The sequence below is a fragment of the Glycomyces tarimensis genome, assembly GCF_054776215.1.
Window position 1 is genome coordinate 62,529 of sequence record NZ_BAAHCB010000022.1, and the last position, 11,038, is coordinate 73,566.

Here is an 11,038-nt window from a genome sequence, read left to right on the forward strand (position 1 = left end):
CTGCGGGCCCGCACGGCGCCGCCGGGTCGGTCCTGCCTTATTGGAAGTTGACGTCCGAGCAGGAGTAGAAGGACTGGTCGAAGTGGCTGGCCTGCCAGATCATGTAGACGATGTGGTGGCCGGTGCGGCCGGGGGCCGAGACGTCGATGTTCACGAGCGTCCCGCCGGTGGCGGCCGGTTCGCCTTCGCCGGGGGCGACGCGGCCGGTCTGGGCGCGCAGTTCCAGGTCGTCCCAGCCGAGCCGTTCGGTGGTCGGGTCGAATCCGGGCCGGGTGACGTAGATCCGGTAGTAGTCGGCGCCGTGGTTGGCCTGGTCGTGGTTGGTGAACGTGAAGTGCTGGTCGACGGTGGTGGTGTGCCAGGGGCCGGGGACGTCGAGCGCGGCGTAGCGGTCCTGGCCCGAGGAGCACAGCTCGCCGTCGGCGATCGCGCCTTCGTGGTCGCCGCCGACCTGCTCGAGGTAGTTGCCGTTCCAGTTCCACATGGCGTTGGTGTCGTACTGCCAGGCCTGCCAGCACATCGGGTCCTGGTCGGCCATGGCCGGGTTCTGGAAGTCGCTGCCCCAGCGCTCCCAGCAGGAGTAGTTGCGTGAGGCGGGGCCGATGGCCGTGCCGTGGGCGTCGGATGCGGGCGCGAAGAACAAGGCCGCCGATGCCGCGGCGGCCAGGGCCGCGGCGAGCGCGGCGATGAGGATGAAGCGCCTGCGCCGCGTGCCGGGTGCGGCGATTGCGTTCATATGGAGCACCTCCCAAACTAGATATCGATGAATCTCGATACTAGCGCATTGGGGTCGTTCGGGGAATACCGCTTGGGGCGCGAACATCGGTGCGTATCGGACATGCGTCCGGATTCGTGTAGGGTCTCGGGATGGTCTCGCCACCTCCGGCCGCCAAACGTCGCGCCCTGGTCGCCGCCGTATGGCTCACCGTCACCTTCGCCGGCCTCATCGCCGCGGTCTGGGCCGTCGGCTGGGCGGTCTCGGGCGGACCGGCACCGAGCCTGGCCACCGTCACCGAGGCCACCCACCTCGCCTACCCCGACGGCACCGACGTCGTCGACGCCGACCTCGCCGACATGCACACCCCCACCCCCGGCTCGCGGGGCGAGGCCACCGTCGCCATCCCCGCCGACGCCTTCGGCGAGTTCATCGCCGACAACGGCATGGCCGCCCCGCTCGTCGCCGGCGCCACGCCGGCCGGGGCCGCCACCGGGATCATCCCCGCCGGCTGCACCCACCAGGTCTGCTACGCCGCGGCCATCATCGTCGACGACGACACCGTCACCGTCGACCTGCGCGTCACCCTGCTCTAGGCCGCGAACAGGCCCGTCTCGCCCCGCTCGAGCGCCAGCAGCCGCTCTTTTCGCCACACCCCGCCGGCGTATCCGGTAAGCTTCCCGTTCGCGCCGATCACCCGGTGGCACGGCACGACGATCGCGATCGGATTCGAGCCGTTCGCCAAGCCGACCGCGCGCACCGCCGCCGGGTTCCCGATCTCGCGCGCGATGTCCCCATAGGAGACCGTGGTGCCGTACGGGATATCGCACAGCGCCGCCCACACCCGCTGCTGGAACGCGGTGCCCGCCGCCGCCAGCGGCAGATCGAACCGGCGCAGCCGCCCCGCGAAGTAGGCATCGAGCTGCTCGGCCGCCGCCTGGAGCACCGGCGTGGCCTCCTCGGGCCCCCACGCCTCGCTGATCTCCTCGGCGCCCATGTGGACATAGGTCACGCCCTCGGGGACGGCCGAGACCGCGATCGGCCCCAGCGGGGAATCCATCGTCACATGCCTCGCGCCCCGGCGCGCCTTCATCGTCGTCCTCATCGCTTCGGCTCCTCGTCATCGGTCGGCAGTCGGTTCGTCGGATGGTCACTGCTCGCCCACAGGTACTGGGTCGCATACGCCCGCCACGGCCGCCACGCTTCGGCGACGGCTGTCAGCGCCCCCGCCGAGACCGGCAGTCCCAGCTGCTCGGCGCCGCGCACCACCCCCAGATCCTGGGCCGGGAACGCGTCCGGATCGCCCAGGGCGCGCATGGCGATCATCTCCACCGTCCACGGCCCCACACCCGGGACCTGCCGCAACGCGGCCCGGGCCCGGCCCCAGTCCGCGCCCGGACCCACATCGACCCGGCCCTCGGCCAGCGCCGAGGCCAAGGCCAGCACCGTCCGCTTGCGCCGCAGGGGCATCGCCAGATGGTCCGGGTCGGCGGCGGCGATCCGCTCCGGCGAGGGGAACAGCCATCGCAGGCCGCCCTCGGGGTCCTCGACCGCCTCGCCGTAGCGTTCGGCCACCCGCGCGGCGATCGTGGCCGCCGCGGCGGTGGAGACCTGCTGGCCGATCACCGCCCGCAGCGCGTACTCCTCGCCGTCGGTCTTGCGCGGCACGCGCCGACCCGGGGCCTTCTTCGCCAGCGGCCCCAGCAGCGGGTCGGCCTCGAGCACTTCCTGGGCCGCGACCGGGTCGGCGTCCAGGTCGAGGGCGCGCCGGCAGCGGGCCACGGCGGCGGTGACGTCGCGGACGTCGGCCAGGCGCAACCGGCACTCGATGTAGCCCGGGCCCGGTCGCAGCGCGGCGATCCCGGGCCCGTGGGGCAGGGCGAGGGTGCGCCGGTAGGCGCCGCCGCGCCATTCCTCGACGCCGGGGGCGGCGGCGGCCGCGAGATGCCCGAACAGGTTCGACGGCTCGAACGGCTCGCGGTAGGCCAGGCGCAGCGTGATCGCCCCGCCCGCCTCGCCGGGTCCGCGGCGGGCCGCGGCGCGGCGGCGCAGCTCGGTGGGGGAGCAGGCGTAGACCTCGGCCACGACCCGGTTGAACGCCCGGATCGAGGCGAAGCCGGCGGCGAAGGCGACGCGGCCCATCTCCATGTCCGTCGACTCGATGAGGACCCGCGCGCACTGGGCCCGCTGGGCCCGGGCCAGCGCGGCCGGGCCGGCGCCGACCTCGGCGATGAGGAGCCGCTCGAGTTGGCGCAGTGAGTAGCCGAGGCGGGCGGCGAGTCCGGCGGCGCCCTCGCGGTCGACCACGCCCTCGCCGATCAGGCGCATCGCGCGGGCGGTGACGTCGCTGCGCCAGTCCCACGCCGGGGAGCCGGGTGCCGCGTCGGGACGGCAGCGCTTGCACGCCCGAAAGCCGCCCTCCTGGGCCGCGGCGGCGGAGCGGTAGAACCGCATGTGCTCGCGCTTGGGTTTGACGGCCGGGCACGAGGGCCGGCAGTAGATGCGGGTGGAGGTGACAGCGAGGAACACCCAGCCGTCGAAGCGGGCGTCGCGGCCGGCGACGGCGGCGGCGAGCTGTTCCTCGTTCAGTTCCATGTCCCTAAGCGTGCCCGCCGCGTCCGACATCGGCTAGCCAGAATGCGACATCACGATTCGGGGAGCTGGAGGCGGTCGACCGCCTCGCGGCTGCGGCGGGCCGGGCGCCGGTCGTAGCGGGCCGTGGTCGCCGGGGAGGCGTGCCCGACCAGGGACTGTGTGATCGCCAGGTCGACGCCGGCGTCGAGGAGTTCACCGATGAACGTGCGGCGGAAGTCGTGGGGGGTGTGGCGCCGCTGCCCGGCTTCGACCAGGCGCTTGGTGAGCAGGTCGGCGATCGCCTGCCCGGTCATGCCGGCGAGCCGGTTGCCGGTGCGGCGCAGCCGGCCGGCCTTGTTGATCGGGCAGAACAGGGCGCCCGGTTCGGTCCCGCGCACGGCCGTCCACCGGTCGAGGCGCTCCTGGGCGGCCTCGGTGAGATAGACCAGGCGCTCCTTGTTGCCCTTGCCGAGGAGGCGGATCGACCGCTCCGCCGGATCATGGTCGCTCAGGCGCATCGAGGCGATCTCCGAGCGGCGGCACCCGGTCGAGTACAGCGTCGCCAGGACCGCGGCGTCGCGGGCGCCGGCGGGGGAGGGGTCCATGTCGCAGGCGTACAGGGCCGCACCGAGCGCCTCGGCGTCCACCTGGGAACCGACGGGGAGGCGGGTGGCCTTGACCGGCGCGAGGTCGCAGGCCCGCTGGTAGTCCTCGGCGGCCATCAGCTCGAGCCGCCACGCTTCTTTGAGGACCCGTCGCAGCGCCGCGAGGTGCTTGTTGATGTAGGCGCCCGACCAGCCGCGGTCGATCATCGCCGCGCGCAGCCGGGAGGTGTGCTCGTAGCGCAGCCGGTGCCACGGCTGGCCCTCGCCGGTCACCGATGCGTCCCCGGCGAGGATCTGCGCGATCCGGTCGAGGCACCCGCGCATCGTCCGGCGCGACTCGGCCGAGCCCAGCGAGTCCAGATAGGCCCGGTACGGGTCGGCGCCGGGCCTGGCGGCGACCGTCGCGGCCTCCCAATGCACTCCGGCGATCTCAGCAGACGACATGCACCCCACCATAGTCGACCCGGCGCGGGCGGCCCGGGCCGTTCGGCGCGGGCCTCGCACGGGCCGGCGCCGAACATGGCAGGATCGGTACCCATGGGTGCCGACTTCCACACCACCACGATCCGCGTCGCCACCGGCGAGCGCGAGACCATCCACGACCTCACCGGCGAATGCGAGGCGTTCTTGCGCGACGCCGGCGCCCGTGACGGGCTGCTCAACGTGTTCGTCCCGCACGCCACCGCCGGCGTCGCCATCATCGAGACCGGCGCCGGCTCGGACGAGGACCTCCTCGACATCCTGGCCGACCTGCTGCCGCGCGAGGACCGGTGGCGCCACCAGCACGGCTCGACCGGGCACGGGCGCGACCACGTCCTGCCCGCACTGGTCGCGCCCCACGCCACGGTCCCGGTCATCGCCGGGAGCCCCGCGCTGGGCACCTGGCAGTCGATCGTCCTGCTCGACACCAACCGCGACAACCCCGACCGGACCGTCCGCCTCTCCTACCTCGGCTGAGCCCTAGGCGGCGGCCGACATCCGGTCCCACTGCTCGCGGTCGAGCCGCAGCTCCAGGCCGGCGGCGACCTCCTCCAGCTGCGCCACCGACGAGACGCCCACCAGCGGCACGATCGGCGAGGCGTGCCCGGCCAGCCAGGCCAGCACGACCTGGTTGCGGCTCGCTCCGGCCTCGGCGCACACCTCGTCGAGGACCCGCAGGCGCGCCTCGGTGCCGGGGTGGGCGTACGGCTCGGACAGCGGCCGGTCCGCCCGCGCATACGCGCCCGACAGCAGCGCCGAATACGTCAGCATCGCCATGCCCGGCGTCGCGCCCACATAGTCGACGTCCGCGGCGGTGGCGTGCACGTGCCCGCCCTCGGGCAGCGGTGCCCCGGGCCGGGGCCGCAGATACGAGTACCGGTTCTGCATCGCCGTATACGCCGCGCCGCCGCTCGCCTCGGCGAGGTGCCGGGCCCGCTCGACGCGCCACGCGGTGTGGTTCGACGCCCCCACCTGCCGGGCCTTCCCGGCCTTGACCTGCGCCGACAGGCCCGCCACGGTCTGCTCGAGCGGGGTGTCGCGGTCGTCGCGGTGCGTCCAGTACACATCGACGCGGTCGGTGCCCAGCCGGCGCAGCGAGGCGTCGATCGCCTCGCCGATGCGCGCCTCGGTGAGCGGCTCGCTCGCCTCCAGGCCGCCGCCGGGCACCGTCGGGCGCCGGCCCACCTTCGTCGCCAGCACCACCTCGTCGCGCAGCCCCCGGTCGGCCAGCCACGAACCGAGCAGCGCCTCCGATTCGTCGCCGGTGCCGCCGTCGATCCAGAACATGTAGCAGTTGGCGGTGTCGATGAAATTGCCGCCCAGCTCCACGAACCGGTCCAAGATCGCGTACGAGGTCGCCTCGTCCTGGACGGATCCGAGCGCCATCGCGCCCAGACACATCCGCGACACCGACAGATCTCCAATGTTCATCCGCTCCATCGCGGACCCTCCTTTTCGTTTCGGGTGGAGCCGACGCTAGGACCTGGAGTGCGCTCCAGTGCAAACCCGCGGACGGGGCGGGACGCGGCGTGGCGCGGAGGCGACTATCCTTGGGAGCCGTGGTCGCCAACCTGAGCTCCTCCTCGCGGTACACGATCGGCGAATGCGCACGCCGGTCGGGATTCTCCATGGACACCCTGCGCTACTACGAACGCGTCGGCCTCATCGACGACGTCGTGCGCACCCAGACCGGCCAGCGGCGCTTCACCGACGCCCACCTCGAATGGCTCGGCACCCTCAAATGCCTGCGCGACACCGGCATGCCGATCGAGCGGATGTGCCGCTTCGCCGAACTCGTGCGCGCCGGCGACCACACCATCGCCGAACGCGTTCGCCTGCTCGAAGACCACAAGCGGGCCGTCGACGAACGCATCGCCGACTTCGAGGCCAAACGCGACTACATCCTCGGCAAGATCGACTACTACCGCTCGGTGTCCTAAACCAGTGGCGATGCGGGCTCGCCGCCGACCGCGCGTGCGGCGCCCTCGACCAGGCGCAGCGGCCCGTGGTCGCCCTCGCCTGCCGCCTCGCCGCAGCCGCCTAGCCGTCCTCGACCAGGCCGCGCGCGTAATGCACCGTCGACCGCCGGTAGCGCACCAGATGCGGGGCCAGCGCGATCAGCGCCACCGACAGGCCCTCCCGGTCGCGGCCGAGCTTCGCGAGCGTCAGCGCCTTGCACATCGCTATGGCGTCGTCGTACTCGTCCGAGCCGGCCGCCGCTTCGGCCTCGAGCAGCTCCAGGGCCTGCTCGGGCCGACCGGTCTCGCGCATCGACGAGGCCATCTGGATCGTCGCCTGGCGGCGCCGGGAAGCGTCCAGGCCGCCCTCGATCGCCCGCCGGTAGTAGCCGATCGCCTCGCTCGTGCGACCGGTCGAGTCGTGCGCGCCGCCGAGCTCGAACAGCGCGACCGGGTCGTCGGGGCATTCGGCGGCGAGCGCGCGCATCGCCTCGACGAACCGAGCCGGCTCGTAGTCGTCGAAGGAGTCCCACAGCGCCGCGGCGCGCTTTTGCCAATCGTGCGTCGTCATGGCATGCAGCATAGGATGCGGCCATGACCGATCATGCCGCCCTGCCCGCGCTGCGCGCCGAGTCCGAGCGTTTGTCGTCGGCCGCCGCCGGCCTGGACGCCGAGCAGTGGGCCGCGCCGACGCGGTGCGATCCGTGGAACGGCGCCGAGCTGCTGGCGCACATCACCGGGGCCGTCGGCCGCCTGGAGTGGATGCTCGACGCCGCGCCGCCTGTCGAAGCGGCCGTCTCGGCGGCCGGCTACTACCGGGCCGATGCGCGGTTCGAGCCCGAGATGAACGGGCACCGGATCGGCGAGGCCATCGAGCGGGCGAAGGCCGGCGGTGCCGTCGTGGCCGCCTCGTTCGCCGGCACCTGGCGGTCGGTCGTCGAGCGGTGCGGGGCCGAGCCGCCCGGGCGACTGGTCACCACTCGCCACGGCGATGCGATGACCCTCGAGCACTACCTGGTCACGCGCGTGGTCGAAGTCGCCGTCCACGGCATCGACCTGGCCGACGCCGTAGGCGAGCCGCGCTGGACCACCCCGGAGGCGGCCGACGTCGTCGTCGGTCTGCTGCTGGGCGACCCCGCGCGCCTGGGCGACCTCGCGTGGGAGCCGGTCGCGTTCATCGCCAAGGCGACCGGGCGCGACCAGATGAGCGCCGACGACCGCGCCCGCGCCGACCGGCTCGGCATCACCTGGCTGACGCTCGGCTTAGCAGTCGGCGGCGTAGCCGAGCAGCGCCTCGGCCTCGGCCGAGTCGACGCTCAACGCCCAGTCGGTCTTGACCTGGACCCACGCCCACACGTACGCGCACGCGACCTCGGGCAGCGGCGGCATCCACTCCGCGGGGTCCTGGTCGGACTTCGACCGGTTCGAGGAGGCGGTCACGGCCACCAGGTGCCACGGCTGGTCGAGCGCGTTCGCGAACCGCTCGCGCTCCTCGGTCGTCCACCCGTGCGCGCCCGAACCCCACGCCTCCTTGAGCGGCACGAAATGGTCGACGTCGAGGTCACCGGATGCGGTGACGGTCTCGCCGTCGTACATCGACACCCACTCGCCGGTCATCGCGGCGTCGCAGTCGGCGTCGGAGAGGTTCCCCGACCGGTCCTCGGCCACGAGCGTGTCGTCGCGGGCGTCGCAGCCGTTGCCGTCGAGGTCGTTCCAGTGCGGGAACAGGGACCGGTCGTAGCCCTCGTCGGCCTCCGCGGCGACCGGCAGGGCCTCGATCTGCTCGGTCAGGGCCGCGGCATCGACCTCGACGGTGAACGGCATCACTTCGCCCAGGTCGCCGGAGACCGCCGGGGCGCCGGGGGAGGCGGTGACCTCGTCGAGGAAGTCGCCGGCGGCCTCGCACGAGGCGAGGGCGGGCAGCAGCAGCGCCGCGGCGGCGGCGGTGAGGCGGGGTCGCAAGGGCATGCGCGGGATCCTGTCTGGCAAGCGGGGAACGTCGAGGCGAGGCGGCATCGCCTCCGAGGGGCGAGGGCAACGTAGCACATGCGTGCGCGAAGCGGATCGTCCAAACGCGTTATCGTCATGCGAATGATCGTCTGGCTCAACGGCCCCTTCGGCGCCGGCAAGACCACCACCGCGAACCTCCTCACCGGCCTGCTGCCGGCCCGGCTGTTCGACGCCGAGCACATCGGATTCCTCCTGCGCCCCATCATCGACGACGTGCCCTGCCGCGACTTCAAGGAATGGGACCCGTGGCGGGGCCTGACGATCGAGACCGCCCGGCAGGTCCTCGCGTTCGTCGGCGGCACCCTCGTCATCCCGCAGACCGTCCTGCAGCGCCAATACTGGACCGAACTGACCGACGGCTTCGCCGGGGCCGGCATCCCGGTGCACGCCTTCACCCTCCACGCCGACCGCGACATCTGGGCGGCCCGAGTCGAGGCCGACACCGTCGAAACCGACGCGCTGGCCTGGCGCTTGGCATACCGCGACACCTACGAACAGGCCCTCGGCGAGTGGATGGACTCGGAGACCACCGTCGTCGACACCACCGACCTGAGCCCCGACGAGGTCGCCTCGCGCATCGCCGCGCACGTCGCGGCCTGAAAAACCTCCACCCCCGTTCAGGCAAGACCCACAAAACGTCACACCGGCGCGCGACGATGAGATCGGCAATACCCGCTTTCCCGGCAAGGAGACCCGGACATGGGATACATCGTCCTCATCGGCACCAAGAAAGGCCTGTTCACCGCCACCAGCGCCGACCGGCGCGCCTGGGTGCTCAAAGGCCCGCACTCGCTCGACGCCGACGGCTTCACCGCCGTCTCGGAGATCTACGCCCTCGCCTGCGACCCGGCCACCGGCTCGATCCTCGTCGGCGCCGAATCACCGCACTTCGGTCCCAGCGTCTGGCGCTCGGACGACCTCGCCGCCACCTGGCACGAACCCGAGGCCGCGCCGCTCGCGTTCCCGCAAGACCTGCCGTACCGGCCCCTGGACTTCTCGGAGGCGCCCGGCGTCGACCAGCCCGACTCGGACAAGAAGAACACCGTCAAACGCATCTGGCAGCTCGCCTTCGGCCTCCAAGAAGGCCGCGTATGGGCCGGGGTCGAACCGTCCTCGCTGTGGAAGAGCGACGACGGCGGCCGCACCTTCACCTTCAACCGCGCCCTGTGGGAGCATCCCGACCACGAGACCTGGGGTCCCGGCGGCGGGGGAGCGGCCGTCCACACCATCGTCCCCGACCCGACCGACCCCGACACGCTCACCGTCGCCATGTCCGCGGGCGGGATCTACCAGAGCCACGACGACGGCCGGTCCTGGACCGGCGTCACCAAGGGCATCACCGTCGACTACGGGCCCGATCCCGAACCGGCCTCGGGCCAGTGCATCCACAAAGTCGCCCGCGACGCCGAAGGCACCTTCTTCGTCCAGAGCCACGGCCCCGCCTACCGCAGCGACAAGCCCGAAGCGGGCTGGACGAACATCTCATCGGGCCTGCCCTCGGACTTCGGGTTCCACATCACCGCCCATCCGACCGAGCCGGGCGTCGCGATGGCCTACCCGGTCTCCGACGCCATGGACCGCTTCCCGCCCGACCACCGCATCGCCGCCTGGCGCACCGACGACGCCGGCGAGACATGGCGCTCCTGGGGCACCGGCCTGCCCGCCGAGGAGTACTTCGGGATCGTCCTGCGCGACGCCGCCGGACACGACGGTGCGGCCGACCCGGCCTGGTACTTCGGCACCCGCTGCGGCGACGTATGGTCCGCGGTCGACTCCAGCGGCGAATGGCACCAGGTCGCCGCGCACCTGCCCGACGTGCTCAGCGTCCGCGCCATGGAGACGGCCTGATGGACATCGACGTGAAGATCCCCGCCGCGCTCGCCAGCGAATGCGGCGGGGCCCGCCACCTGGCGGTCACCGTCGCCGACGGCGCCGACCTCGCCGCCGTGCTCGACCGGATCGGCGAGGACTATCCGCGCCTGGCCAGGCGCCTGCGCGACGAAGCCGGGAACGTGCGCCGCTTCGTCAACGTCTACATCGGCGACGAGGAATGCCGGCGCCTCGAAGGCCTGGCCACGGTCGTCAAACCCGGCCAGAGCATCCAGATCCTGCCGTCCATCGCCGGAGGCGCCTGAACACCACCGCCGCACCTGTCTTCGGGAAAACTCCGCCGCCGGCGGTGAATCCGGCCCGACCGGCTCGTCTACACCGGTAGCAGACGACCTCACCGCACACAAGGAGCACCGTCATGACCACCAGCACCGCATACCGCTACAGCCTCACCGCCGACATCGACGCCCCCGTCGCCAAGGTCTGGCAGGTGTGGACCGAAGACCGCCACTACGAGGCCTGGAGCTACTCCGTACCGGGCTCGGTCTCGCTCGACGTCCGCCCCGGCGGGCGATGGCAGGCGACCGTCGCCGGCTCCGACGGCCAGGGCTTCCCGCTCACCGGCACCTACATCGACGTCGTCGAGCACGAGCGCCTCGACATGGGCATGGACGCCCCCGGCGGCCAGGAGATCATGGCCCTGGCCCTGACCGATCTGGGGCAGGGCCGCACACGCCTCGAAGTCTCGCAGACCTGCGACACCCGAGAAGGCCGCGACCAGGCCAAGGAAGGCAGCCGTATGCTGCTGGACTCGTGCGCCGCCTACCTCGCGACCCTCTGAACGGCCCCCGGACGCCTCGCGGGGC

14 protein-coding genes and 1 pseudogene are annotated in these 11,038 nt (G+C 72.5%); 8 read left to right on the forward strand and 7 right to left on the reverse strand.

What is annotated here, in order from left to right; translation table 11 throughout:
* Positions 1-37: 37 nt before the first annotated feature.
* Positions 38-736 carry a lytic polysaccharide monooxygenase auxiliary activity family 9 protein gene (locus ACYVK3_RS18375; protein ID WP_460498790.1) on the reverse strand — a complete coding sequence of 233 codons (699 nt, stop codon included), beginning with the start codon at positions 734-736 and terminating at the stop codon, positions 38-40.
* A gap of 131 nt (positions 737-867) precedes the next feature.
* Between ACYVK3_RS18375 and ACYVK3_RS18380 the strand changes: the two genes are divergently transcribed.
* Positions 868-1,311, forward strand: a complete 444-nt coding sequence (locus ACYVK3_RS18380; RefSeq protein ID WP_460498791.1) for a hypothetical protein — start codon at positions 868-870, stop codon at positions 1,309-1,311.
* Here the strand turns inward: ACYVK3_RS18380 and ACYVK3_RS18385 are convergent.
* Genes ACYVK3_RS18385 through ACYVK3_RS18395 form a run of 3 tightly spaced genes read right to left on the reverse strand, consistent with a single transcriptional unit; the run spans position 1,308 to position 4,338 of the window.
* Positions 1,308-1,820, reverse strand: a complete 513-nt coding sequence (locus ACYVK3_RS18385) for a methylated-DNA--[protein]-cysteine S-methyltransferase (protein ID WP_460498792.1) — start codon at positions 1,818-1,820, stop codon at positions 1,308-1,310. The genes ACYVK3_RS18380 and ACYVK3_RS18385 overlap by 4 nt on opposite strands.
* Positions 1,817-3,310, reverse strand: a complete 1,494-nt coding sequence (locus ACYVK3_RS18390) for a DNA-3-methyladenine glycosylase 2 family protein (RefSeq protein WP_460498793.1) — start codon at positions 3,308-3,310, stop codon at positions 1,817-1,819. Before ACYVK3_RS18390 ends, ACYVK3_RS18385 begins: the two co-directional genes overlap by 4 nt.
* A gap of 50 nt (positions 3,311-3,360) precedes the next feature.
* Positions 3,361-4,338 (reverse strand): tyrosine-type recombinase/integrase, encoded by a 978-nt coding sequence (locus ACYVK3_RS18395; protein ID WP_460498794.1) that lies wholly within the window; start codon positions 4,336-4,338, stop codon positions 3,361-3,363.
* A gap of 93 nt (positions 4,339-4,431) precedes the next feature.
* On the opposite strand from ACYVK3_RS18395, the gene ACYVK3_RS18400 reads away from it, so the two are divergent.
* Positions 4,432-4,851, forward strand: coding sequence for a YjbQ family protein (locus ACYVK3_RS18400; RefSeq protein ID WP_460498795.1), 420 nt, complete (start codon positions 4,432-4,434; stop codon positions 4,849-4,851).
* A 3-nt stretch (positions 4,852-4,854) separates the two neighbouring features.
* Here ACYVK3_RS18400 and ACYVK3_RS18405 read toward each other — a convergent pair whose 3' ends face one another.
* Positions 4,855-5,814 (reverse strand): aldo-keto reductase family protein, encoded by a 960-nt coding sequence (locus ACYVK3_RS18405; protein WP_460498796.1) that lies wholly within the window; start codon positions 5,812-5,814, stop codon positions 4,855-4,857.
* Positions 5,815-5,933: 119 nt separating this feature from the next.
* Between ACYVK3_RS18405 and ACYVK3_RS18410 the strand changes: the two genes are divergently transcribed.
* Positions 5,934-6,314, forward strand: coding sequence for a MerR family transcriptional regulator (locus ACYVK3_RS18410; RefSeq protein ID WP_460498797.1), 381 nt, complete (start codon positions 5,934-5,936; stop codon positions 6,312-6,314).
* A 100-nt stretch (positions 6,315-6,414) separates the two neighbouring features.
* Here ACYVK3_RS18410 and ACYVK3_RS18415 read toward each other — a convergent pair whose 3' ends face one another.
* Complete coding sequence (locus ACYVK3_RS18415) at positions 6,415-6,903, reverse strand: tetratricopeptide repeat protein (RefSeq protein WP_460498798.1); 489 nt, start codon at positions 6,901-6,903, stop codon at positions 6,415-6,417.
* 23 nt (positions 6,904-6,926) lie between these two features.
* Here ACYVK3_RS18415 and ACYVK3_RS18420 point away from each other — a divergent pair.
* Positions 6,927-7,544, forward strand: a pseudogene (locus tag ACYVK3_RS18420) (maleylpyruvate isomerase N-terminal domain-containing protein); the annotation flags it as partial.
* Positions 7,545-7,595: 51 nt separating this feature from the next.
* Here ACYVK3_RS18420 and ACYVK3_RS18425 read toward each other — a convergent pair.
* Positions 7,596-8,300, reverse strand: a complete 705-nt coding sequence (locus ACYVK3_RS18425) for an HNH endonuclease family protein (protein ID WP_460498799.1) — start codon at positions 8,298-8,300, stop codon at positions 7,596-7,598.
* A 123-nt stretch (positions 8,301-8,423) separates the two neighbouring features.
* On the opposite strand from ACYVK3_RS18425, the gene ACYVK3_RS18430 reads away from it, so the two are divergent.
* The 4 genes from ACYVK3_RS18430 to ACYVK3_RS18445 all read left to right on the forward strand — a co-directional run bounded on the left by ACYVK3_RS18430 (position 8,424) and on the right by ACYVK3_RS18445 (position 11,013).
* A complete protein-coding gene (locus ACYVK3_RS18430) occupies positions 8,424-8,942 on the forward strand; it encodes an AAA family ATPase (protein ID WP_460498800.1) in 519 nt (172 codons plus the stop codon).
* A gap of 99 nt (positions 8,943-9,041) precedes the next feature.
* Positions 9,042-10,190: a WD40/YVTN/BNR-like repeat-containing protein gene (locus ACYVK3_RS18435; RefSeq protein WP_460498801.1), complete on the forward strand. Its 1,149-nt coding sequence runs from the start codon at positions 9,042-9,044 to the stop codon at positions 10,188-10,190.
* Entirely contained in the window at positions 10,190-10,477 is a 288-nt protein-coding gene (locus ACYVK3_RS18440; protein WP_460498802.1) for a ubiquitin family protein, read from the forward strand. The genes ACYVK3_RS18435 and ACYVK3_RS18440 overlap by 1 nt, the downstream gene beginning before the upstream one ends.
* Before the next feature lie 113 nt (positions 10,478-10,590).
* Positions 10,591-11,013 (forward strand): SRPBCC family protein, encoded by a 423-nt coding sequence (locus ACYVK3_RS18445; RefSeq protein WP_460498803.1) that lies wholly within the window; start codon positions 10,591-10,593, stop codon positions 11,011-11,013.
* The last annotated feature ends 25 nt before the right edge of the window (positions 11,014-11,038 follow it).

Bases quoted from the DNA above. Each gene is read 5' to 3' on its own strand.
- ACYVK3_RS18430 (WP_460498800.1), top strand. From the start codon at position 8,424: ATGATCGTCTGGCTCAACGGCCCCTTCGGCGCCGGCAAGACCACCACC.
- ACYVK3_RS18435 (WP_460498801.1), top strand. From the start codon at position 9,042: ATGGGATACATCGTCCTCATCGGCACCAAGAAAGGCCTGTTCACCGCC.
- ACYVK3_RS18390 (WP_460498793.1), bottom strand. From the start codon at position 3,310: ATGGAACTGAACGAGGAACAGCTCGCCGCCGCCGTCGCCGGCCGCGAC.
- ACYVK3_RS18380 (WP_460498791.1), top strand. From the start codon at position 868: ATGGTCTCGCCACCTCCGGCCGCCAAACGTCGCGCCCTGGTCGCCGCC.
- ACYVK3_RS18400 (WP_460498795.1), top strand. From the start codon at position 4,432: ATGGGTGCCGACTTCCACACCACCACGATCCGCGTCGCCACCGGCGAG.
- ACYVK3_RS18440 (WP_460498802.1), top strand. From the start codon at position 10,190: ATGGACATCGACGTGAAGATCCCCGCCGCGCTCGCCAGCGAATGCGGC.
- ACYVK3_RS18375 (WP_460498790.1), bottom strand. From the start codon at position 736: ATGAACGCAATCGCCGCACCCGGCACGCGGCGCAGGCGCTTCATCCTC.
- ACYVK3_RS18405 (WP_460498796.1), bottom strand. From the start codon at position 5,814: ATGGAGCGGATGAACATTGGAGATCTGTCGGTGTCGCGGATGTGTCTG.
- ACYVK3_RS18385 (WP_460498792.1), bottom strand. From the start codon at position 1,820: ATGAGGACGACGATGAAGGCGCGCCGGGGCGCGAGGCATGTGACGATG.
- ACYVK3_RS18395 (WP_460498794.1), bottom strand. From the start codon at position 4,338: ATGTCGTCTGCTGAGATCGCCGGAGTGCATTGGGAGGCCGCGACGGTC.
- ACYVK3_RS18445 (WP_460498803.1), top strand. From the start codon at position 10,591: ATGACCACCAGCACCGCATACCGCTACAGCCTCACCGCCGACATCGAC.
- ACYVK3_RS18425 (WP_460498799.1), bottom strand. From the start codon at position 8,300: ATGCCCTTGCGACCCCGCCTCACCGCCGCCGCCGCGGCGCTGCTGCTG.
- ACYVK3_RS18415 (WP_460498798.1), bottom strand. From the start codon at position 6,903: ATGACGACGCACGATTGGCAAAAGCGCGCCGCGGCGCTGTGGGACTCC.